A 21,907-nucleotide genomic window follows, 5' to 3' on the forward strand; every position below is an offset into this window, starting at 1 on the left:
CTGGCATCAGGCTGCACTCGCCAGTTGATAATAGCTTTTGAGGTATTAAATGGACTTATCAATTGTTATTCCCGCTTTTAATAATTCAAACCATCTCGCCGCCACGCTGGCGCGCATGACCCATTATTGCGCCGGTTTTGATTATGAAATTATCGTGGTCGATTATTCATCGGAAGCCGGTGAGTCGGAAAAGATACACGGACTGTTGGCGGCGAATCATCGCGCCAGACTGCATGAAAGCCGGGTGCGCGGCAATATCGCCGTCGCCTGCAATATCGGTTTTCGCCTGGCGCGTTCTGAGGTGGTTTTTTTTCTGGAACCGGAAGATATGTTTGGCACCAATTATATCATCCGGCGCTTGAGACGGCATGAGGACACGCGGATCGATATCGTGTTCGGCAATTACACCACGGTCAACGACAAGAATGTGCGCAGCTACGTGTTTAATTATCAAGAGGGCGTGGCCGGGGAAGATTTCTTATTTATCGAGATGGGGGATATTCGCACCTCGACCATCAGCGTGCGCAAGAAACAAGACCGGCGGTTTTTATTTCCGGAGTTTTTGGCCCGTTACCAGGACTGGGGGTTTTTGGTCAACGCCACCAACCTGGGCGCCCGGGTGGTTCACGATCAGGGCGGTGGGGTGTTCATCCGCTGCGGCGACGAGGATCTGAACCGCTGCCGATTGAACATCGACGCCAGCGAACGCTTTATCGATACCTATCTGCAGGCCAGCGGCCGTTATATCAGCGGCTTTGCCTGTAAACACCTGCTGGCTTCGCTGTACAGCGAAGATCTGCAGGCTTTCAACTACTACTCATCGCGCATGGAGCGCCACACCCTGAGCGGCAAATTCAAGGCGATCAAGCTGTATGGCGACTGTCTGGCCAGGCTGGGACTGTTTCCATTGGGGGGGAGGCTGCTGCGCACGGCCCGCGAGGGATTACGGAGGTGACATGCAACCGCGGAAAATCGCAATTGTAATCGAAGACATCGGCGGCAAAGGCGGCACCGAACGGGTGGCCAGCAGCCTGGCCAATGCGCTGACCACCCGCTTCGGCCATCAGGTCGAACTGATATCCATCTGCGGGGATCGGGCGTTCTATCCGCTGGAGCCGGCGGTGACGCTGCGCTTCATGCGCGGCAAGACGCTGCTCTGGCCGTGGCGCCTGGCGCTGTTCTTACGCCGCGGCCGCTATGACGCCATCATCACCGTCTCGATGGGGAAACTCTCGGTGATCATGGTGCCTTACCTACGGCTGTTGTGTCCCGGCAGCCGGTTGGTGCTGAGTGAACATGTCAGTTTCCACCAGTATCCGTGGCCGATGAAGTGGCTGAAGGTGCTGATCTACCGGCTGGGCGATCGCACCGTGCTGCTGACGCAAAAAGATCTGGCGAATATCGGCCGCTGGGTGCCCGCCCGCAAATGTCGGGTGATTGAGAACGTGTCGCCGTTTCCGCTGCGGGCGCCGCATCCGGAACAGCAACAGCCGGTGGCGCTGGCGGTCGGCCGACTGTGCCACCAGAAAGGCTTCGACCGGCTGATCGCCGCCTGGCGGCAGGTGGCGCAGCAGGCGCCGGAGTGGCGGCTGCACATCGTCGGCGATGGCCCGGATCGGGCGGCGTTGCAACGGCAGATCGCCGATTACGGGCTCGACGAACGGGTGCAGCTGCTGCCGGCCACCGCCGATATCGCCGGGCATTACCGGCAGGCGAGCCTGTTGCTGATGACCTCTCGCTACGAAGGCCTGCCGATGGTGCTGATCGAAGCCATGAGCTTCGGCCTGCCGCTGGTGGCTTTCGACTGTCTGACCGGCCCGGCGGAGCTGATCGACGATCGCGAAAACGGTTATCTGGTGGCGGACGGCGACGTCGACACCTTCAGTCAGCGCGTCCTGGCGCTGATCGGCGACGGCGAACTGCGTCGCCGCTTCTCCCACCGTGCGTTGGAAAAGGCGCAGCGGTTTGTGCCTGAACGTATTTACCCCCAGTGGCAAGAGCTTATCGTCTGAGGTAATCATCATGGAAAAAGTGTCCGTCATTATGCCGGCTTATAACGCCGCCGGTTTTATCCGCGAGTCGATCCTTGGCGTATTGAATCAAACTTATCAGGACTATCACCTGTATGTGATTGACGACGCCTCCACCGACAACACCGCTGAGGTGGTCAAGCCGTTCATTCACGATCGGCTGACCTACATTCGCAACAACGCCAATCAGGGGGTGGCCGAAACGCGCAATATCGCCATCGAGGCGGCGCGCGGCGACTACATCGCGTTTTGCGACAGCGACGATGTTTGGCACCCGAATAAGCTGGCCCGCCAGGTCGGCATCCTTAAAACCCAGCGTTACGACGTGGTCTGCTCGCACTATTACACCTTCGAGAATGACCTGGCGCAGGTGAAAAATTACCGCGGCGCCGGGGAGATCATCGCCTACCGCGACATGTTGAAAAGCAACTGGATCGGCAACCTGACCGGCATGTACAACCAGCGCCGGGTCGGCAAGGTCTACCAGCGCAAGGTCGGGCATGAAGACTACGTGATGTGGCTGTCTATTCTGGAGCGCGCGCGCAATCGCCTGGCGTACTGCATTCCGGAGCCGCTGGCGTTTTACCGGCTGTCCGCCAATTCGCTGTCCGGCAACAAGATCCGCGCGGCGGACTGGCAGTGGCAGATCTACCGTCGTCATCTGGGGCTCTCTTATCAAAAATCCTGCTATCTGTTCTTCTCCTACCTGTACAGCGCGGTGATGAAAAGACAATGACCAGCAAAATCTTGAACGCAGCCTGCGTGCTGATCGGATGCGGGCTGGCGGCTCAGGCCGGGGCGGCGGGCTGCGAGACCAATCTGCTGACCAACCCCGGCTTTGAGCAGGGACAGACGGGCTGGTCGCTGCCGCCGGCCAAGGTGGTCTCCGGCGGCCGCAGCGGCCGTGCCAGCCTGTACTACAGCAATCCTGACCCGGCGGAGTATCACCAGATGCTGCAAACGCTGCAGGTGAAAGCGGGCCAGACGATCGCGTTCGGCGTGTGGGTGCGCGGCGATAACCTGCGCGGCAAAGGCGATCAGCCGGGCGCCGGGGTGTACGTCGAAAGCTATGACGCCAAGGGGCGCCACCTGGCCGGCAGCTACCCGCAAGGCCTGCTGGGCAGCAGCGGTTGGCAGCCGGTGGAAGGCAGCTTCACCGTGCCGGCAGAGGCCACCACCACCGTACTGGGGCTATATATGCGCAAGGGCACGACCGGCAACGCCTGGTTCGACGATGCCTACGTTTGCAGCCAGCCGACGGCGCCGGCGTTGTATCAGATGCGCGCCGGCGGGCAATCGGCCTCCAGCCTGATCGAAGTGCAGCAGCCTCAGGAAGTGCAGGTGGAAAGTACGCTGCTCGATAGCCAACGCACCGCCGTGCGGCAGGAGAGCCGCCGCTACCATGTCGCCGAGCGTCAGCGCGTAGAGTTCTCGCTGCCGGCCAACCTGGCCGCCGGCGAGTACCGCCTGCAGCAGCAGGTGACGGACGTGGCGTCGAAGCACAGCCGGAGCAGCGAAATGCCGGTCAGCATCGGCGAGGCGCCGCCGAAAGTGGCGCTGGACGAGCAGGGCTATACGCTGCGGCAGGGCAAGCGCTTCTTTCCGCTGGGCATCTACATGTACGGCAACATGGCGACCGATGAGCATCTGGCGCGCATCCGCGACGCCGGTTTCAACACCGTGCTGAATTACAACTACGGCGCAGGGCGCGACCCGTACGCCTATTTCCGCAAAACGCAGCAGTACGGGCTGCAGGTGATTTTCTCGCTGAAGGATTTCTACCCCGGCCTCGACTCTGCGCCGAAAACGCGCCTGAGCTACCCGCAGTTGACGGCGTCTTATGTGGAGAAGTTTAAAACTCAGCCGAACCTGCTCGCCTGGTACATCAACGATGAGCTGGCGCCGAAGTACGCGCCGCAGATAGAGCAGATGCATCTGCAGGTGAAGCAACAAGACCCTGACCATCTGACCTTTCAGGCGCTGAACCAGACCGGCGCGCTCAACGCCTATTTCAACAGTTCCGACGTGTTGGCCAGCGATCCTTATCCGGTCGGACGCGATGCCGACATGACGCGCACGCTGGAATACTCGCGCCTGACGGTGCAGGTGGCGCGCCAGGCGAAGGGCGCCTGGCTGGTGATGCAGATCATGGATCACGCCGCCTATGAGCCGCACCGCAAGCCGCGCCAGCCGAGCGAAGCGGAGATCCGCAACCAGGCCTGGCTGGGGCTGATCGGCGGCGTCAAAGGGCTGCTGTTCTACTCCTATACCGACCTGTTCTACAAGCGCCGCAGCGGCGATTTCAACCAACAGGAATTCGACGGTATCTGGCAAGGGGTTGCCCGCGTGGCGCAACAGATCGACAGCTTCACGCCGTACCTGCTCTCGGGCGAAAGTGCGACGCTGTCCGGCAACAACACTGCCGTACCGGCGCGGCTGTTTATCGACGGCGAGCGCGGCCTGGTGCTGATCGCCAACCCGTACTATCGGCCGATGGCCGCCCGTTTTGACCTGCCGCCCGGCTGGCGCTGGCAGGGACAGCCGCAGATCGACGCCAAATTGCCCGCGGTGGGCAGCAGCGCGCTGTGGGTGCAACGAGACACTAGCAATCAATAAGGATACCCGTTCATGACTATCACGCTAAGCCTGATCGTCCCGGTGTATAAGGTGGAAGCCTACATCGAAGCGTGCCTGGACTCGGTGCTGAGTCAATTGCCCGACTGGGCGGAAGTGATCCTCGTCGATGACGGCAGCCCGGACGGCTCCATCGCCGTCGCGCAAGAGGTGCTGTGCCGTTATCCGGCGTTGAAAACGCAGGTCAGCATCCTGCGCCAGGAAAACCAGGGGTTGAGCGCCGCGCGCAACGCCGGGATCGCCCATGCCGACGGCGAATATCTCGGTTTTCTGGACTCCGACGACGTGCTGCTGCCGGGCTATTTCAGCATTTTGGGGCGCCTGCTGGCGGATAACCCGCAGGTGGAGATCGTGGCGTTCAACGCCCAGCGCTTCTCGCGGCTGAAAAACGGCAAGATAGAACCGGATGGCCTGATGGCGATCGTGCCCGGCAACGCCGCGCCACAGGAGCGCGAGCCGCATATGGCGCTGCTGGCTGACAGTTTTAACCGCAGCCTGTGGTACGCCTGGGCGCGGATTTATCACCGTTCGCTGTTCAACGACGCCGCGTTTCCGGCGGGGCGCAACTTCGAGGATATCCAGCTGATCCCGCAGCTGTATCTGAAAGCGAACCGCATCGTGGTGTGCGACACGCCGTTGGTAGGATACCGCGCTAACCCCAACGGCATCACGCGCGCGCCGAAGCGGCGGGATTTGGACGATCTCGATTACGCCATCGAGCGCGCTGACAGCGGGCGTCGCCGCGAGGGGGGGAAGGGATTCCACTCGGTGCTGTTCGTCACCACGCTGAAGGCGCGTCTGCTGGTCGGGCTGGACTTCTTCGGCCTGCGCGACGCGCTGCGGGAAACCGCCGAGCTGAAACGGCGCTATGCCCGGCTGCGGGCGGAGGAGCGGCAAATGCTGAGCCGCAAGAACCGCCTGTTCTACCGCAGTCCGCTGGTCTACTACCTGATGGCCAGTCTCTACAACCGTTTCGGGTGAATCTGACCGTGCCCGAACGACGATAAACCCGCGTGGAAGCCCATTATGAGTATCAAAGTCAGCGTCATTATTCCGACCTATGGCCGCAGCGAACTACTGGCGCGCGCCATCGACAGCGTCCTGGCGCAAACCCATCAGCCGGTGGAGATCGTGGTGGTGGACGATAATCCGCCGAACCATCCGCAGCGCCAGGCCACCCGCGAACGGCTGGCCGGCTATATTGCCGCCGGGCAGATCGTCTATTGCCCGCGCGCGCGCAACGGCGGCGGGGCGCGCGCGCGCAACAGCGGCATCCTGCGCGCCACCGGGGAATACCTCACTTTTCTGGACGACGACGATTATTACCACCCGGAGAAGATCGCCCGTCAGCTGGCCTTTATGCAGCGCGGCGATTACCCCGTCAGCCTGTGCGATATGGATATTCTGCAGGATGGCCAAATCAGCGCCGAGCGCTATTACCGCGCCCGCTGCGACGGCCTGGAGGACTTCATGCTGGCCGGCGTCGCTTACACGCCGATGATCATGCTGCGCCGCGAGGCGGCGATCGCGGTGCGCGGGTTCTTCAATACCCCGCGTTATCAGGATCATATCTTCATTTATCGCCTGCTGGCGGCGGGCATGCGCATCGGCACGTTGCACGAGCGCCTGGCGGTGCATAACGATCACGACGGTGAGCGTATTACCTCCAGCCCGAAAGGCATCATCGGCTATCACAACAAAATGCAGTTCGAGCGCCGGTTGATGCCGCAGATTTCGCCGCGGGCGCGCAAGGTGATGCGGCTGCGCCACACCTGCATCACGTCGCGCATCATCACCGATAGCCGAAGCCGTCTCGGCGGCGTGCTGCACGGCATGAAGGGCATCATCTATGTCAACAGCGGGGTGATGGCCGGCGTTTACATGAAGAACATTCTGCGCAACGTCTTCTTCCGCGGCGTCCCTTTCTGAAACCCGACGCGGGGTTTTCCCCCGCGTCCTACCCCCAAATACCCCGTCTTGCCTCCCGCCCGTTCACCTTCATCTTGATATTCTGATTTATTCGTTTTAATTCAAACAATTAATCCTATTCCTCGCCCCTATACTTTGGTGGTATTTCCCGCCCGACGCACGCGTCGCCCGCCGCTTTCTCTTGATCGCAATCAATTTGCCGCCGGTTGGCCGTCAGTAGGCTGGCGGCAGATTGAGCATGTCTTCTTATAACGACAAGAGCCTTCAGGAGCATTCCGGATGAGCAAATTTTTAGACCGTTTCCGCTATTTCAAGCAGTTGGCGGAGCCTTTTTCTGGCGATCACGGCCAGACCTTGAACACCAACCGCGACTGGGAAGACGGCTACCGCAGCCGTTGGCAGCATGACAAAGTGGTGCGTTCCACCCACGGCGTGAACTGCACCGGTTCCTGCAGTTGGAAGATCTACGTGAAGAATGGTCTGGTGACCTGGGAAACCCAGCAAACCGACTATCCGCGCACTCGCCCCGATCTGCCCAACCATGAACCGCGCGGCTGCCCGCGCGGCGCCAGCTACTCCTGGTACCTGTACAGCGCCAACCGGCTGAAATACCCGCTGATGCGCAAGCGGCTGCTCAAACTGTGGCGCGAGGCGAAAGCGCAGCACAGCGATCCGGTCGAGGCCTGGGGATCGATCGTCGGCGATGCGGAAAAAGCCAAAAGCTACAAGGTGGCGCGCGGCCGCGGCGGTTTCGTCCGCTCCAGCTGGCAAGAGGTCAATGAACTGATCGCCGCCGCCAACGTCTATACCGCCAAAACCTTCGGCCCTGACCGCATTATCGGCTTCTCGCCGATCCCGGCGATGTCGATGGTGTCCTACGCCGCCGGCGCTCGGTACCTGTCGCTGATCGGCGGCGCCTGCCTGAGCTTCTACGACTGGTATTGCGATTTGCCGCCGGCTTCGCCGATGACCTGGGGCGAGCAGACCGACGTGCCGGAGTCCGCCGACTGGTACAACTCCTCCTACATCATCGCCTGGGGCTCCAACGTGCCGCAGACGCGCACCCCGGACGCCCACTTCTTTACCGAAGTGCGCTACAAGGGCACCAAAACCGTGGCGGTGACGCCGGACTACGCCGAAGTCGCCAAGCTGTGCGACCACTGGCTGAATCCGAAGCAGGGCACCGACAGCGCGATGGCGCTGGCGATGGGCCATGTGATGCTGAAAGAGTTCCATCTCGATCGCGAAGTCGGCTACTTCCGCGACTACGTGCGCCGCTATACCGACATGCCGATGCTGGTGCTGCTGGAGCCGCGTGAAGGCGGCCACTACGCCGCCGGCCGCCTGCTGCGCGCCGCCGATCTGGTGGACGGACTGGGCCAGGAAAACAATCCCGAGTGGAAAACCGTCGCTATCGACAGCCGCAGCGGCGAGCTGGTGGCGCCGCAGGGCTCCATCGGTTTCCGCTGGGGCGAGAAGGGCAAGTGGAACCTGGAGCAGCGCGAAGGCAAGTCGCAACAGGAAGTCGAGCTGCAGCTCAGTCTGCTGGGCATGCATGACGACGTTGCCGAGGTGGGCTTCCCGTACTTCGGCGGCGCCGACAGCGAGCATTTCAACAGCGTGGCGCTGGACGAAATCCTGCTGCACAAGCTGCCGGTGAAACGCCTGCGGCTGGCGGACGGCAGTGAAGCGCTGGTGACCAGCGTGTATGACCTGACGCTGGCCAACTACGGCCTGGAGCGCGGGCTGGACGACGCCAACTGTGCCGCCGACTATGACGAGGTCAAGGCTTACAGCCCAGCCTGGGCCGAGCAGATCACCGGCGTGTCGCGCCACAACATCATCCGCATTGCCCGCGAGTTCGCGGAAAACGCCGAGAAGACCCACGGCCGTTCGATGATCATCGTCGGCGCCGGCGTCAACCACTGGTATCACATGGACATGACCTACCGCGGCCTGATCAATATGTTGATCTTCTGCGGTTGCGTCGGCCAGAGCGGCGGCGGCTGGGCGCACTACGTCGGCCAGGAAAAACTGCGGCCGCAAACCGGCTGGCTGCCGCTGGCGTTCGGCCTTGACTGGCAACGCCCGCCGCGCCATATGAACAGCACCTCGTTCTTCTACAACCATTCCAGCCAATGGCGCTATGAAACCGTCAGCACCGATGAGCTGCTGTCGCCGCTGGCGGACAAATCGCGCTTCGGCGGCAGCCTGATCGACTTCAACGTGCGCGCGGAGCGCATGGGCTGGCTGCCGTCGGCGCCGCAACTGGGCGCTAACCCGCTGCGCCTGGCGGAGCAGGCCCGCGCCGCCGGCCAATCGCCGGTCGAGTTCACCGTCGACAGCCTGAAGAGCGGCGCGCTGGGCTTTGCCGCCGAGCAGCCGGACAATCCGCAGAATTTCCCGCGCAACCTGTTCGTCTGGCGCTCCAACCTGCTGGGTTCTTCCGGCAAGGGCCATGAATACATGCTCAAATACCTGTTGGGCACCGAGAATGGTATCCAGGGGAAAGATCTCGGCCAGCAGGGCGGCGTGAAGCCGCAGGAAGTGGAATGGCGCGAGCAGGGCGGCGAAGGCAAACTGGATCTGGTGGTGACGCTCGATTTCCGCATGTCGAGCACCTGCCTGTATTCCGACGTGGTGCTGCCGACCGCCACCTGGTACGAAAAAGACGACATGAACACCTCCGACATGCATCCGTTCATTCATCCGCTGTCGGCGGCGGTCGATCCGGCCTGGGATTCGAAGAGCGACTGGGAAATCTACAAGGGCATCGCCAAAGCCTTCTCCGAGGTGTGCGTCGGCCATCTGGGCCAGGAAACCGACGTGGTGACCTTGCCTATTCAGCACGACTCCGCCGCCGAGCTGGCGCAGCCTTACGGCGTGCAGGATTGGAAGAAAGGCGAGTGCGAACTGATCCCCGGCAAAACCGCGCCGCACATCATCGCGGTGGAGCGCGATTATCCGGCCACCTACGAGCGCTTTACCTCCTTGGGGCCGTTGATGGACAAACTGGGCAACGGCGGCAAGGGCATCAGCTGGAACACCCAGACCGAGGTCGATTTCCTCAAGCAGCTTAACTACGTCAAGGCCGATGGCCCGGCGGCGGGGCGGCCGAAGATCGAGAGCGCGATAGACGCGGCGGAAGTGATCCTGTCGCTGGCGCCGGAAACCAACGGCCAGGTGGCGGTGAAAGCCTGGGAAGCGCTGAGCAACGTCACCGGCCGCGATCACCGGCATCTGGCGCTGAACAAGGAAGACGAGAAAATTCGCTTCCGCGACATTCAGGCGCAGCCGCGCAAAATCATCTCCAGCCCAACCTGGTCCGGCCTGGAAGACGAGCACGTCTCCTATAACGCCTGCTACACCAACGTGCACGAGCTGATCCCGTGGCGCACCCTCAGCGGCCGTCAGCAGCTGTATCAGGATCACGAGTGGATGCGCGCCTTCGGCGAAAGCCTGCTGGCGTATAGGCCGCCGATCGACACCCGCGCCGCGCAGCCGCTGCTCAACAGCAAACCGAACGGCAACAAGGAGAAGGCGCTGAACTTCCTGACGCCGCACCAGAAGTGGGGCATCCACTCCACCTACAGCGACAACCTGCTGATGCTGACGCTGTCGCGCGGCGGCCCGATCGTCTGGCTGAGCGAAGACGACGCCAAAGATCTGGGCATCGCGGACAACGACTGGATCGAGGCCTTCAACGCCAACGGCGCGCTGACGGCGCGCGCGGTGGTCAGCCAGCGTATCCCGGCGGGGATGACCATGATGTACCACGCGCAGGAGCGCATCGTGAACCTGCCCGGCTCGGAGATCACTCGCCAACGCGGCGGCATCCATAACTCGGTGACCCGCGCTTGCCCGAAACCGACCCACATGATCGGCGGCTATGCGCAGCTGGCCTACGGCTTCAACTACTACGGCACCGTCGGCTCCAACCGCGACGAGTTCGTGGTGGTGCGCAAGATGAACCGCATTGATTGGTTGGACGACGAAGGCAACGACTACGCGCAGGGCAGTCAGCAGGAGAACAACAAATGAAAATTCGTTCGCAAGTCGGCATGGTGCTGAATCTGGACAAGTGCATCGGTTGCCACACCTGTTCGGTCACCTGCAAGAACGTCTGGACCAGCCGCGAGGGGATGGAGTACGCCTGGTTCAATAACGTGGAAAGCAAGCCCGGCGTCGGGTATCCGCACGCCTGGGAAGATCAGGAGAGGTGGAAGGGCGGCTGGATCCGTAAAATCAACGGCAAGCTGGAACCGCGCATGGGCAGCCGCGTCGGCGTGCTGGCGAAAATCTTCGCCAACCCGGACGTGCCGGCGCTGGACGACTACTACGAGCCGTTCGATTACGACTACCAGCACCTGCACACCGCCAAACAGGGCAAACACCAGCCGGTGGCACGCCCGCGCTCGGTGATCACCGGCCGGCGCATGAACAAGATCGAAAACGGCCCGAACTGGGAAGAGATCCTCGGCGGAGAGTTCGAAAAACGTTCGCAGGACAAGAACTTCGACAACCTGCAGAAGGCAATGTACGGCCAGTTCGAAAACACCTTCATGATGTATTTGCCGCGCCTGTGCGAGCACTGCCTCAACCCGGCCTGCGTTGCCACCTGCCCGAGCGGGGCGATCTACAAGCGCGGCGAAGACGGCATCGTGCTGATCGATCAGGACAAGTGTCGCGGTTGGCGCATGTGTCTGACCGGTTGCCCGTACAAGAAAATCTACTTCAACTGGAAGAGCGGCAAGTCCGAGAAGTGCATCTTCTGCTACCCGCGCATCGAAGCCGGGCAGCCGACGGTCTGTTCGGAAACCTGCGTCGGCCGCATCCGCTATCTCGGCGTGCTGCTGTACGACGCCGATCGCATCGAGCAGGCGGCGGCGGTGGAAAACGACAAGGATCTGTACCAGAGCCAGCTCGATATCTTCCTCGATCCGCATGACCCGAAGGTGATTGCTCAGGCGCTGGCGGACGGCGTGCCGCAGGGCGTAATCGAAGCCGCTCAGCAGTCGCCGGTGTACAAAATGGCGATGGACTGGAAACTGGCGCTGCCGCTGCATCCGGAATACCGCACGCTGCCGATGGTGTGGTACGTGCCGCCGTTGTCGCCGATTCAGTCGGCCGCCGACGCCGGCGAGCTGGCGCACAGCGGCGTATTGCCGGACGTCGAGAGCCTGCGCATTCCGGTGCAGTATCTGGCGAACCTGCTGACCGCCGGCGATACCGAGCCGGTGCTGCTGGCGCTGAAACGCATGCTGGCGATGCGCCACTACAAACGGGCGGAAACCGTCGACGGCGTGGTGGACATCAGCGCGCTGGAGCAGGTCGGTCTGAGCGAAGCGCAGGCGCAGGAGATGTATCGCTACCTAGCGATCGCCAACTATGAAGATCGCTTCGTGGTGCCGTCGAGCCACCGCGAGCTGGCGCGCGAAGCCTTCCCCGAAAGCAAAGGCTGCGGTTTCAGCTTCGGCGACGGCTGCCACGGCAGCGACGGCAAGTTCAATCTGTTCAACAGCCGTCGTATCGACGCCATCGACGTGACCGCGAAAACCGCGCGGCCGGAGGATGCCTCATGATCAGCCTGAAAGTGATCGCCCGCCTGCTGGATTACCCGGAGCAGGCGCTGTTTGACCATCAGCAGGCGCTGATTGAAGCGCTGGAACCGGCCAGCGAGCTGGATCTGCACCACAGCGCGCTGCTGATTCTGTTTATCCGCCGCCTGTGCGCGCGCCCGTTGCTGGACGCGCAGGCCGACTATTGCGAGCTGTTCGATCGCGGCCGCGCCACCTCGCTGCTGCTGTTTGAGCACGTGCACGGTGAGTCGCGCGATCGCGGCCAGGCGATGGTTGACCTGATGGCGCAGTACCGCGCCGCCGGGCTGGAGATCGACAGCCGCGAGCTGCCTGATTTCCTGCCGCTGTACCTGGAGTATTTGGCCAGCCGCAGCGCGGCACAGGTGCGGGAAGGGCTGCAGGACATTGCGCCGATCCTGGCGCTGCTGGGCGCGCGCTTGCAGCAGCGCGAAAGCCCGTACGCGGTGCTTTTCGATCTGCTGTTGGCGCTGTCCGGCAGCGATGCGCAGGCGCAGGCGCTGAAGACGCAGGTGGCGCAAGAGGCGCGCGACGATACGCCGCAGGCGCTGGATGCGGTATGGGAAGAGGAGCAGGTCAAATTTCTCGGCGAGCAGGGCTGCGCCTCCGCCCAGCAGACGGCGCACCAGCGGCGATTCGCCGGCGCGGTGGCGCCACAGTATCTGGACCTGACGGATGCGTTAACCGGAACCAAAGGACGCTAATTATGCAATTTTTGAATCAGTTCTTCTTCGACATCTACCCTTATCTGGCCGGCGCGGTGTTCCTGATCGGCAGCTGGCTGCGCTACGACTACGGGCAGTACAGCTGGCGTGCCGGCTCCAGCCAGATGCTGGATAAAAAGGGCATGCGGCTGGCGTCCAACCTGTTCCACATCGGCATTATCGGCATCTTCGCGGGCCACTTCCTCGGCATGCTGACGCCGCACTGGATGTATGAGGCCTTCCTGCCGATCGACGTGAAGCAGAAGCTGGCGATGATCGCCGGCGGCGCCTGCGGCCTGATGACGCTGATCGGCGGCGCGCTGCTGCTGAAGCGCCGGTTGACCAACCCGCGGGTGCGCGCCACCAGCAGCGTCGCCGACATCCTGATCCTGACATTGCTGGTGGTGCAGGTGTGCCTGGGGTTGCTGACCATTCCGTTCTCCGCCCAGCATATGGACGGCAGCGAAATGATGAAGCTGGTGGCCTGGGCGCAGGCGGTCGTGACCTTCCACGCCGGCGCTTCTGCGCACCTGGAAGGCGTGGCGCTGATCTTCAAGCTGCATATGGTGCTGGGCATGACGCTGTTCGTGCTGTTCCCGTTCTGCCGCCTGGTGCATATCTGGAGTGCGCCGGTAGAGTACCTGACCCGCCGTTACCAGCTGGTGCGCAACCGCCGCTGAGCCTGACCCCGCCGCCGCCGATCGCCAGCGGCGGCGCTATTCCGATAATTCTCCCGCCGTCTGCCCATTCTCGTCGCCTTGTCGTAAACTCACTATCTCAGTTATGTTACGTTTATGCTTCCGCCGACGGACGTCGGCCTGTGGTAGCCGATAACAAGAGATACCGCCTTGATGAAAGGCATTTTGGGACATAAAAACCGGGGATGATCCGTGTGGCCTGCGCGCCGTACGGGAGAATCGCTTTATGGATAGTCAGGTTAATCAATAACAATAATGACCACACAATTACGCTCACCCGAGCTGCTGCCTCTGAAAATCATCGCCACCGGGGCCGCGTTGCCGCCTAACCGCGTGGCGTCCTCTGCGCTCGACGCTCGGCTGGGGAAACCGGCCGGCTACGTTGAAAAACGCTCGGGCATCGTTTACCGCTATCACGCCGCCGACGATGCCAGCCAGGCCGAACTCGCCGCTGCCGCGCTGCAAGATGCGCTGGCTCGCCACGCCATTCCGGCGGACTCGATCGATCTGCTGATCTCTGCCTCGGCGATTTCGGTGCAGGCGCTGCCGTGCACCGCCGCGCACATTCTCAAGGTGGCGGGGCTGGCGCCGGGCACGCCGGGCTTCGACATCAACAGCAGCTGCGTCAGCTTTATCTCTGCGCTGCAGGTGGCGGCAGGGCTGCTGAACGCCGGGACGTATCGACGCATCGCCATCATCTCGGCGGATCTCGCTTCACGCGGCATCGACTGGCAGCACGAAGAGTCGTCGCTGATCTTCGGCGACGGCGCGGCCTGCGCCATTGTGGAGTGCGGCGACGGCGCCAGCGGCATCCTCGCCAGCCTGGTGGAAACCTACCCCACCGGCAGCGAACTGTGCGAGATCCGCGCCGGCGGCACGCGTCGCAACCCGCGCGCCGGCATGTGTGAGCAAGACTTCCTGTTTCATATGCAGGGCAAGCCGCTGTTCCGCCAGGCGTCGGCGCTGATTGAGGGTTACCTCGATCGGCTGTTGAGCGCCAGCGGCCTGACCCTGGCGCAGATCGCCACCGTGGTGCCGCATCAGGCCAGCCATCTGTCGCTCGAACATATGCGCAAACGGCTGCACGTCTCCAGCGAGGCGCTGGTCGATATCTACCGCCATCATGGCAATCAGGTGGCGGCGTCTATCCCGACGGCGCTGCATGCCGCCGTGACCACCGGGCGCTTCAATCCCGGTCAGCCGGTGATGCTGATCGGCACCGCCGCCGGGCTGGCGCTGGCCGGCATGGTGTTGCTGCCATGAGGGTGCTGGTCACCGGGGCGACCAGCGGGCTGGGACGCAACGCGGCGCAGTGGTTGCTGGAGGCCGGACATCAGGTGCGCGCTACCGGCCGCGATGAACGGGCCGGCGCAACGCTGCGTCAGCTGGGCGCCGAGTTTTGCGCGCTCGATCTGGCGCAGGCCACGCCGCAGCAGTGTCGGGAGCTGGTGACCGACTGCGAGTGGGTCTGGCACTGCGCGGCCAAGTCTTCGCCCTGGGGCGGCAAAGCGGAGTTTCACCGCATCAACGCCGCGGCGACGGATAAGCTGGCGGAGGCGGCCGGGCGCTGCGGCGTGCGGCGCTTCGTGCATATCTCCACGCCGGCAATCTACTTCGATTTTCAGCCGCATTACGATCTTGACGAGGGTTACCGCGCCCGGCGCTTCGCCAATCACTATGCCGCCAGCAAGTATGCGGCCGAGCAGCGCCTGTTGGCGCAGGCGAAGATCTATCCGCAAACCACCTATATTATGCTGCGGCCGCGCGGCCTGTTTGGCCCGCACGATCGGGTGATCGTGCCGCGGCTGTTGCAGCAGCTCGAACGCGACCGCGGGGTATTGCGATTGCCCGGCGGCGGACAAGCGCTGCTGGATCTGACCTTCGCCCCCAACGTGGTGCACGCGATGGATCTGGCCAGCCGGCAGCGCGGATTGCCGTCCGGCGCCGTGTACAACATCACCAACCACCAACCGCAGCGGCTGGCGGAGATGCTGGATGCGTTGCTGCGTCAGGAACTGGGGCTGAGTTACCGGCTGCAGGCCGTGCCGTATCCGCTGCTGCATACGCTGGCCGGCGGCATGGAGCTGTGGGCGACGCTGAGCGGCAAGGAACCGCTGTTGACGCGCTACAGCGTGGCGGCGGTGCATTTTGACATGACGCTGAGCCAGACCCGTGCGATCGAAGAGCTGGGTTACCGGCCGCGTTATTCGATGGAAGAGGGCATTCGTCTGACCGGCGAGTGGCTGCGGCGGCAAGGAGGCGGACAGCATGGCTAAGGTCACCGTGTTTGAAGTGGGCTATTGCACGCATATCGGCTGCATGGCGCTGCGCGGCGCCGGATTCCGGGTGTGCAAATTCCCGGCGCGCGCCTATTTGCTGGAGGTGGGGGAGCGCCGCTGGCTGTGGGATACCGGCTACGCGCGTTATTTTCAGCAGCACACGCAGTCGGGGCTGTTCAGCCTTTACCGCCGCATGACGCCGGTCTATTTCGATCCGGCCGAGTCGTTGGCGCATCAGCTGCGCGAAGCCGGTTATGCCGAGGGGGATATTCAGGCGCTGATCGTCTCGCATTTTCACGCCGATCACATCGCCGGGCTGCAGGATTTCAGCCAACTCGACTTTATTTGCTCCGGCGAGGGCTGGCAGCAAACCCGTGGGCTGCGCGGTTTCGCGGCGCTGAAGCGCGCCTTTATTCCCGGCCTGATCCCGGCGGATTTCGAGAGCCGCCTGCAGTTTATGGAGGCTTTTCCCTCGGTGGCGTTGCCCGCGCTGCTGGCGCCGTTCGATCGCGGTTACGCGCTGCCGGGCAGCGAAGGGCAGATCGTGTTGGTGCCGCTGCCGGGGCATGCGGCCGGCCATATCGGCGCCTTTATTCTCACCGACGCCGGCTGGACGCTGCTGGCCAGCGACGCCGCCTGGTCGCCGCAGAGTTACCAGACGCTGCGCGGGCCTTCGCGCCTGGCCAATCTGGTGATGGACGATGCGGCGGCGTACACCCGCACGCTGGAGCGGCTCAACCAGCTGTGGGCGGGCGGCCAGGTCAACATTTTGCTGTGCCACGAGGGGGATCTGTGATCCCTTTCATGACCCTTTGGCACTATTTCCGCGCCCGGCGCCTGCGCTTTGGCGATCGTGCGGCGCTGGAGGCGCATCAGGCCCGGCAGCTTGAGAGCTTTGCCCGCCGGGTGCTGAGCAAGAGCCCCTATTTTCAGCGTTTCAGCCGCCGGCCGTTCGCCGAATGGCCGCAGATGGACAAGGCGCTGATGATGGCGCAGTTCGACCGGATGAACACCGCCGGGCTGCAGCGCGATGCGGTGCTGGCCTGCGCGCAGCGCAGCGAGGCGGATCGCGATTTCACGCCGAAGATCGGGCGCTACAGCGTCGGATTGTCGTCCGGCACCTCCGGGCAGCGCGGCGTGTTTGTCGTCAGCCCGCGCGAGCAGCAGGTGTGGGCCGGCGGCATGCTGGCGAAGATGCTGCCGGACGGGCTGTTGGCCGGCGAGCGCGTTGCGCTGTTTCTGCGGGCGGACAATAATCTCTATCACAGCGTGAACAACCGTTGGCTGAGCCTGGCGTTTTACGATCTGCTTGCGCCGTTCAGCGAGCATTTGCCCGCATTGGAACGGCAGGCGCCCAGCATCATCGTGGCCCCGGCGCAGGTGCTGCGCGCCTTGGCGCTGGCGGTGCTGGCCGGGCAGGTGAAATTGCCGGTCAAAAAAGCGATCTCGGTGGCCGAGGTGTTGGAAGAGCAGGACCGCCGCCTGCTGCTGCAGGTATTTCCGGCGGTCGGCGAAGTGTATCAGGCCACCGAAGGATTTCTTGCCGCGACCTGCGCGCACGGTACGCTGCATCTGAACGAAGAGTTTTTGCATATCGAGCCGCAGTGGATCGACGAACTGCGCTTCACGCCGTTGATCACCGACTTTACCCGCAGCACGCAGCCGATCGTGCGTTATCGGCTGGACGATGTACTGGTGCTGCGCAAGGAACCCTGCCCGTGCGGGCAACCGACGCGGGCGATCGCACGTATCGAGGGGCGGCGCGACGATCAGCTGATGCTGCCCGATGCGCAGCGGCAACCGCAGGCGGTGTTCGCCGATGCCTGCAGCCGAACGATCGCCAATGCGCTGCCGCTGACCAGCGATTACCGCCTGATCCAGCGCGGCGAACGGCGGTTGGAATTGATTGCCGATTGCAGCCCGGCGGCGTTGGCGCACTGTCAGGCGCAGCTGATGGCGCTGTTCGCTCGTCAGGGCATCGCCACCGATCGCCTCGAATGGCGGTTGACGGCGCAAGCGGTGCTGCCGCAGTTCGATCGCAAGCGGCGGCGCATCGTGCGCCGGGCGGAGGAGGCATGAAAAGCGCACTGTTCAGGCTATGGCACATGCTGCTGGGATGGGGCACGGTCGGCGTGGTGTATAGCCTGACCGATCGCCTGCAGGGGGCGGGAACCCTGTTGCCGCCGTCGGCGCTTGATCGGGCGATCCCGTTCAGCCCCACGGCCATCTGGCTCTATCTGTCGTTCTTCCTCATCGTCCCGGCGGGCTATCTGCTGGCGCCGCTGCCGCGGATCAAATGGCTGACGCTGGCGATGCAGCTGACCGCGCTGGGCGCCGGGGCGGTTTATCTGCTGTGGCCGACCACCATGGCCTATCCGCAGAACGATGGCGTCGGGATCAGCGCGCAACTGCTGGCGGCGTTAACCCGGGTGGACTCGCCGCAAAACTGCCTGCCTTCATTGCATATGGCGCTGACGGTGCTGGCGGTGTGGGCGCTGAGCGACGGCGAGCGCAAAGTGCGCACGGCGCTGTGGATGCTGTGGGGCGTGGCGATCGCGTTCTCGATTCTGCAACTGCGTCGGCATTTGTTTGTCGATTTGGCCGGCGGCGCGCTGCTGGCGCTGTTCGCCGGCTGGCTGGCCCTGCGCATGAAAACCCTGCGCAGGCGCGTCGTTAAAGGAGAAATGGGATGAGCGATCTGGCATTGCCGATAGTGTTCATGCTGTTCATCGTGGTGGCCGAGGCGGTGGCGCTGCAGTGGGGGCGTCGCGAGCCGGTCAACTGGCACGATCTGGTGTTCAACCTGAATTCCGGCCATATCATGCTGTGGCTGTTCCGCGGGTTGGAGATCACCTGCTACGGCTACGTGGCCGCGCATTTCAGCCTGGGGCTGCTGGATGCCTGGCCGCCGCTGCTGATGTGGCTGTTCGCCCTGCTGGCGTGGGACTTCGGTTTCTACTGGCTGCACCGTCTGCACCATCGTTTCCGCCTGCTGTGGGCGGTGCACGTGGTGCACCATCAGGGCGAGCACTTTAATCTGTCGCTGGGGGTGCGCAACTCCTGGTATTCGTCGCTGACGTCGATCCCGTTCTTTTTGCTGCTGGCGCTGGCGGGGGTGCCGCTGTCGGTGTTCGTTGCGGTCTCTATTTTTCATTACAGCATTCAGCTGTTTAACCACAATGCGCTGACTCCGAAGCTCGGCGTGCTGGAAAACATCCTGGTCACGCCGGCGCATCACCGGGTGCATCACGTCAAGGACATGGCGTATTCCAATAAGAACTTCGGCGGCAGCTTTATCTTCTGGGACAAGCTGTTCGGCACCTTTTGCCCGGCATTGCCGAGCACGCCGTTCAGCTATGGCGTCGGCGGCGACAGGCCGTCCGCCAACCCATTCTGGGCGAGCAATCTGCCGTTCCTGCGCTATTTGCGCCTGGCATGGCGCCCGGCGCCGGGCCGGCCACGCGACCGCCGTTCGGCGTTCAGCGTTTTCAGCGGCGCCATGCTGTTGTTCTCGCTGGTGGTCGGTTACGTCTACCAATACGGTTACGGCTATAGCGACATCAGCTGGCCGCAAATGGCGCTGTTGGCGCTGCTGGCGTTGGGATCGGTGGCGCTGGGCGGCATGACGGAAGGGCGGCGGTGGGCGAGCGCCGTCTGGCTGATGATCGCGCTGGGCATGCCGCTGCTGTTTATCGGCTATCTCGGTTGGCCGCAGCGCTATTGGCATATCGCCATGGCCGCCGTGGCGTTGCATGCCCTGTGCGTCGCGTTGGGCTGGGGAAGAGTAGCCGCACCGGCCGCCGTGGAGGAACCGCATGGCTGAATCATTGCCGCCGCTGCGTTTTCCCGCCGATGGCGAACAGGCCTTCCACCGCGATCTTAAGCGCGCGGCCCACGCCTGTCTGGCGGGCGATCATCGCTATGCCGATGCCGCGCGATTGGCCAAGGCCGCGCTGTTGCTGGCGTTGTGCGTCGGGTTTTACGCGCTGAGCCTGCTGCAGCATCAGCCCTGGGCGTTTTTCCTCTGCTATTTCCTGTTCGTGACCATGGGCATGCTGCTCAATGTCAACGTCAACCACGATGCTTCGCATAACGCTTTCCTGCGTGCGCCCTGGGCCAATCGGCTGGTGGGGCGGTTGGTGACGCTGCCGCTGGGCGTCGATCCGGACTACTGGCGCACGCGGCATGTGGATTACCACCACGTTTACGCCAACGTCGAACATTACGATCTGGATACCGAAGAGAACGGCTTTTTCCGCCAGACACCGTTCCAGCGCTGGCGGCCCCATATGCGCTATCAGCATCTGTACTGGCCGCTGATCGCCGCGCTCTCGCTGCCCTATATCGCCTGGATTTTCGATTGGTCCGATCGGCTCGATAAAACGCCGCTGCGGGAAAAACGCGTGCTGGCGGGGCGCGGCGGTTGGACGCTGTTCGTGCTGTGCAAGCTCGCGCATCTGGCGCTGGTGCTGGTGGCGCCGCTGGTCGTGGGCCACTTGCACGGCATCGGCTGGGGCTGGGTGTTGCTGGCTTACGCGCTCAGCCAGATGTGCGCCTCGCTGCTGGTGGTGTTCTTGCTGCTGGGCACCCATTGGGCGCAGGCCGAGTTTTACCCGGCGCCGACGGGCGACAGCATGCCGCAAGGCTGGTATCGGCACAATTTCGCCACCGCCTGCGACTGGCAGCCCGAACCGCGCTGGCTGGAGCATCTGACCGGCGGGCTAAACTATCACCTGACCCATCACCTGTTTCCCGGCTGGAATCATCGCCACTATCCGGCCCTGGCTGCCGCGGTGGCGGAGGTCGCGCAGCGGCACGGCATGGCGTACCGCTGCATTGGCTATCGTGAACTGCTGGCGCAACAACAGCGCTTCTTGCGGCGGATGGGGCAACCATGAAACCGCTGCGTCCGTTAGCCTATCGGCGCGACGACAACGGGTTGCACCGCGCGCTGATGCAGGCCGCCCAGCACTATCTGGCGACCCACGGCGATCACCGTTTCGCCGACGGCGGCATGCTGGCGAAGGTCGCGCTGCTGCTGGCGCTGTGCGGCCTGTGTTACGGGTTGAGCCTGCAGCAGCAAAACGGCTGGGCGTTTTTCGCTTGTTATTTCGGCTTTATCTTTATCGGCATGTTCCTGACGGTGAACGTGGTGCACGACGCCTCGCACAACGCGTTTTTCCGCCGCCCCTGGGCCAACCGCTGGCTGAACGCACTGGTGAGCGTGCCGCTGGGGCTGGATCCCGACTGTTGGCGCGTGCGGCATGTGTTGTTCCACCATGCCCATAACAACATCGAACATTACGATCCCGATATCGACGCCAACGGCGTGCTGCGGCAAACGCCGTTCCAGCGCTGGCGGCCCTTTATGCGCGCGCAGCGTTACTATTGGCCGTTGGTGGCGGCGCTGACTTTTCCGTACTACATCTGGCTGTTCGATTGGTTGGACAGGGCGGGCCGCACCCGCGTGGCAGCGCGCATGGCGCAGCAGGGCGTACGCGGCTGGAGCGGGTTTCTGGCGGGGAAGGCGGCGCACCTGCTGCTGGCGCTGGCGATCCCATGTTGGCTGTTGCCGCCGGCTATCGGCATCGGGCAAATTCTGCTGGTCTATTTGCTGAGCCAGATGCTTTCTTCATTGCTGTTCGTGATGTTGATCATCGGCACCCACTGGGCCAAGGCCAACTTTTATCAGGCGCCGGCGCAGGGCGCGATGCCGCACGGTTGGTATCACCATGTGTTCGCCACCACGTTCGACTGGCAGACTCGGCCGCGCTGGCTGGGTTATTGGCTGGGCGGGGCGAACCTGCATTTGACGCATCATCTGTTTCCGCACTGGAGCCACCGCCATTACCCGGCGCTCAGCCGCATCATCGGCGAGGTGGCGCCGCGCTTCGGCATCGACTACCGCCTGCTGGAGCTGGAGGAGCTGTTGCGTCTGCAGCAACGCTTCCTCAGCGCGATGGGCCGCAAGCCGCACTAGCGTTGCATGCGAATTGTGCGAGGCGTTACGCAGTTCACTAATTGAACGATATTTGC

At 63.1% G+C, this 21,907-nt stretch carries 18 protein-coding genes; all 18 read left to right on the plus strand.

Features of this window, described 5'->3' with window-relative positions; genetic code table 11:
* Nucleotides 1–49 precede the first annotated feature (49 nt).
* The 18 genes from J0X03_RS09490 to J0X03_RS09575 all read left to right on the plus strand — a co-directional run bounded on the left by J0X03_RS09490 (nt 50) and on the right by J0X03_RS09575 (nt 21,851).
* A complete protein-coding gene (locus J0X03_RS09490; RefSeq protein ID WP_033643435.1) occupies nt 50–955 on the plus strand; it encodes a glycosyltransferase family 2 protein in 906 nt (301 codons plus the stop codon).
* Between the two features lies 1 nt (nt 956).
* The gene (locus tag J0X03_RS09495; RefSeq protein ID WP_122003919.1) at nt 957–2,012 is read left to right on the plus strand and encodes a glycosyltransferase family 4 protein; all 1,056 of its coding nucleotides are present in this window, start codon (nt 957–959) and stop codon (nt 2,010–2,012) included.
* 10 nt (nt 2,013–2,022) lie between these two features.
* Nucleotides 2,023–2,766, plus strand: coding sequence for a glycosyltransferase family 2 protein (locus J0X03_RS09500; protein WP_033643433.1), 744 nt, complete (start codon nt 2,023–2,025; stop codon nt 2,764–2,766).
* Nucleotides 2,763–4,646, plus strand: coding sequence for a carbohydrate binding domain-containing protein (locus J0X03_RS09505; protein ID WP_042784785.1), 1,884 nt, complete (start codon nt 2,763–2,765; stop codon nt 4,644–4,646). The genes J0X03_RS09500 and J0X03_RS09505 overlap by 4 nt, the downstream gene beginning before the upstream one ends.
* Nucleotides 4,647–4,658: 12 nt before the next feature.
* The gene (locus J0X03_RS09510) at nt 4,659–5,645 is read left to right on the plus strand and encodes a glycosyltransferase family 2 protein (protein WP_069100991.1); all 987 of its coding nucleotides are present in this window, start codon (nt 4,659–4,661) and stop codon (nt 5,643–5,645) included.
* 45 nt (nt 5,646–5,690) lie between these two features.
* The gene (locus J0X03_RS09515; protein WP_033650901.1) at nt 5,691–6,593 is read left to right on the plus strand and encodes a glycosyltransferase family 2 protein; all 903 of its coding nucleotides are present in this window, start codon (nt 5,691–5,693) and stop codon (nt 6,591–6,593) included.
* A 279-nt stretch (nt 6,594–6,872) separates the two neighbouring features.
* On the plus strand, nt 6,873–10,634 hold the full coding sequence (locus J0X03_RS09520; RefSeq protein WP_160204369.1) for a nitrate reductase subunit alpha: 3,762 nt from the start codon (nt 6,873–6,875) through the stop codon (nt 10,632–10,634).
* On the plus strand, nt 10,631–12,175 hold the full coding sequence (gene narH, locus J0X03_RS09525; protein ID WP_160204368.1) for a nitrate reductase subunit beta: 1,545 nt from the start codon (nt 10,631–10,633) through the stop codon (nt 12,173–12,175). Before J0X03_RS09520 ends, narH begins: the two co-directional genes overlap by 4 nt.
* A complete protein-coding gene (gene narJ / locus J0X03_RS09530; RefSeq protein ID WP_042784780.1) occupies nt 12,172–12,894 on the plus strand; it encodes a nitrate reductase molybdenum cofactor assembly chaperone in 723 nt (240 codons plus the stop codon). The genes narH and narJ overlap by 4 nt, the downstream gene beginning before the upstream one ends.
* A 2-nt stretch (nt 12,895–12,896) precedes the next feature.
* Nucleotides 12,897–13,574, plus strand: coding sequence for a respiratory nitrate reductase subunit gamma (gene narI / locus J0X03_RS09535; RefSeq protein WP_033643426.1), 678 nt, complete (start codon nt 12,897–12,899; stop codon nt 13,572–13,574).
* A gap of 273 nt (nt 13,575–13,847) precedes the next feature.
* Nucleotides 13,848–14,855, plus strand: coding sequence for a 3-oxoacyl-[acyl-carrier-protein] synthase III C-terminal domain-containing protein (locus J0X03_RS09540; RefSeq protein WP_096242331.1), 1,008 nt, complete (start codon nt 13,848–13,850; stop codon nt 14,853–14,855).
* Nucleotides 14,852–15,868, plus strand: coding sequence for an NAD-dependent epimerase/dehydratase family protein (locus tag J0X03_RS09545; protein WP_160204367.1), 1,017 nt, complete (start codon nt 14,852–14,854; stop codon nt 15,866–15,868). The genes J0X03_RS09540 and J0X03_RS09545 overlap by 4 nt, the downstream gene beginning before the upstream one ends.
* Nucleotides 15,861–16,667, plus strand: a complete 807-nt coding sequence (locus tag J0X03_RS09550; protein WP_122003916.1) for an MBL fold metallo-hydrolase — start codon at nt 15,861–15,863, stop codon at nt 16,665–16,667. Before J0X03_RS09545 ends, J0X03_RS09550 begins: the two co-directional genes overlap by 8 nt.
* A complete protein-coding gene (locus J0X03_RS09555) occupies nt 16,664–17,950 on the plus strand; it encodes a F390 synthetase-related protein (RefSeq protein ID WP_160204366.1) in 1,287 nt (428 codons plus the stop codon). Before J0X03_RS09550 ends, J0X03_RS09555 begins: the two co-directional genes overlap by 4 nt.
* Nucleotides 17,947–18,564, plus strand: a complete 618-nt coding sequence (locus J0X03_RS09560) for a phosphatase PAP2 family protein (RefSeq protein WP_033650909.1) — start codon at nt 17,947–17,949, stop codon at nt 18,562–18,564. The genes J0X03_RS09555 and J0X03_RS09560 overlap by 4 nt, the downstream gene beginning before the upstream one ends.
* Nucleotides 18,561–19,694: a sterol desaturase family protein gene (locus J0X03_RS09565; protein WP_160204365.1), complete on the plus strand. Its 1,134-nt coding sequence runs from the start codon at nt 18,561–18,563 to the stop codon at nt 19,692–19,694. Before J0X03_RS09560 ends, J0X03_RS09565 begins: the two co-directional genes overlap by 4 nt.
* Nucleotides 19,687–20,769 (plus strand): fatty acid desaturase family protein, encoded by a 1,083-nt coding sequence (locus tag J0X03_RS09570; RefSeq protein WP_142075653.1) that lies wholly within the window; start codon nt 19,687–19,689, stop codon nt 20,767–20,769. The genes J0X03_RS09565 and J0X03_RS09570 overlap by 8 nt, the downstream gene beginning before the upstream one ends.
* Nucleotides 20,766–21,851, plus strand: coding sequence for an acyl-CoA desaturase (locus J0X03_RS09575; protein WP_160204364.1), 1,086 nt, complete (start codon nt 20,766–20,768; stop codon nt 21,849–21,851). Before J0X03_RS09570 ends, J0X03_RS09575 begins: the two co-directional genes overlap by 4 nt.
* Nucleotides 21,852–21,907 lie beyond the last annotated feature (56 nt).

Source organism: Serratia ureilytica (assembly GCF_017309605.1).
Taxonomy (GTDB): domain Bacteria; phylum Pseudomonadota; class Gammaproteobacteria; order Enterobacterales; family Enterobacteriaceae; genus Serratia; species Serratia ureilytica.

Bases quoted from the DNA above. Each gene is read 5' to 3' on its own strand.
- J0X03_RS09560 (WP_033650909.1), top strand. From the start codon at position 17,947: ATGAAAAGCGCACTGTTCAGGCTATGGCACATGCTGCTGGGATGGGGC.
- J0X03_RS09505 (WP_042784785.1), top strand. From the start codon at position 2,763: ATGACCAGCAAAATCTTGAACGCAGCCTGCGTGCTGATCGGATGCGGG.
- J0X03_RS09545 (WP_160204367.1), top strand. From the start codon at position 14,852: ATGAGGGTGCTGGTCACCGGGGCGACCAGCGGGCTGGGACGCAACGCG.
- J0X03_RS09490 (WP_033643435.1), top strand. From the start codon at position 50: ATGGACTTATCAATTGTTATTCCCGCTTTTAATAATTCAAACCATCTC.
- J0X03_RS09495 (WP_122003919.1), top strand. From the start codon at position 957: ATGCAACCGCGGAAAATCGCAATTGTAATCGAAGACATCGGCGGCAAA.
- J0X03_RS09570 (WP_142075653.1), top strand. From the start codon at position 19,687: ATGGCTGAATCATTGCCGCCGCTGCGTTTTCCCGCCGATGGCGAACAG.
- narI (WP_033643426.1), top strand. From the start codon at position 12,897: ATGCAATTTTTGAATCAGTTCTTCTTCGACATCTACCCTTATCTGGCC.
- J0X03_RS09520 (WP_160204369.1), top strand. From the start codon at position 6,873: ATGAGCAAATTTTTAGACCGTTTCCGCTATTTCAAGCAGTTGGCGGAG.
- J0X03_RS09515 (WP_033650901.1), top strand. From the start codon at position 5,691: ATGAGTATCAAAGTCAGCGTCATTATTCCGACCTATGGCCGCAGCGAA.
- J0X03_RS09575 (WP_160204364.1), top strand. From the start codon at position 20,766: ATGAAACCGCTGCGTCCGTTAGCCTATCGGCGCGACGACAACGGGTTG.
- narJ (WP_042784780.1), top strand. From the start codon at position 12,172: ATGATCAGCCTGAAAGTGATCGCCCGCCTGCTGGATTACCCGGAGCAG.
- J0X03_RS09565 (WP_160204365.1), top strand. From the start codon at position 18,561: ATGAGCGATCTGGCATTGCCGATAGTGTTCATGCTGTTCATCGTGGTG.
- J0X03_RS09550 (WP_122003916.1), top strand. From the start codon at position 15,861: ATGGCTAAGGTCACCGTGTTTGAAGTGGGCTATTGCACGCATATCGGC.
- J0X03_RS09500 (WP_033643433.1), top strand. From the start codon at position 2,023: ATGGAAAAAGTGTCCGTCATTATGCCGGCTTATAACGCCGCCGGTTTT.
- J0X03_RS09540 (WP_096242331.1), top strand. From the start codon at position 13,848: ATGACCACACAATTACGCTCACCCGAGCTGCTGCCTCTGAAAATCATC.
- J0X03_RS09510 (WP_069100991.1), top strand. From the start codon at position 4,659: ATGACTATCACGCTAAGCCTGATCGTCCCGGTGTATAAGGTGGAAGCC.
- narH (WP_160204368.1), top strand. From the start codon at position 10,631: ATGAAAATTCGTTCGCAAGTCGGCATGGTGCTGAATCTGGACAAGTGC.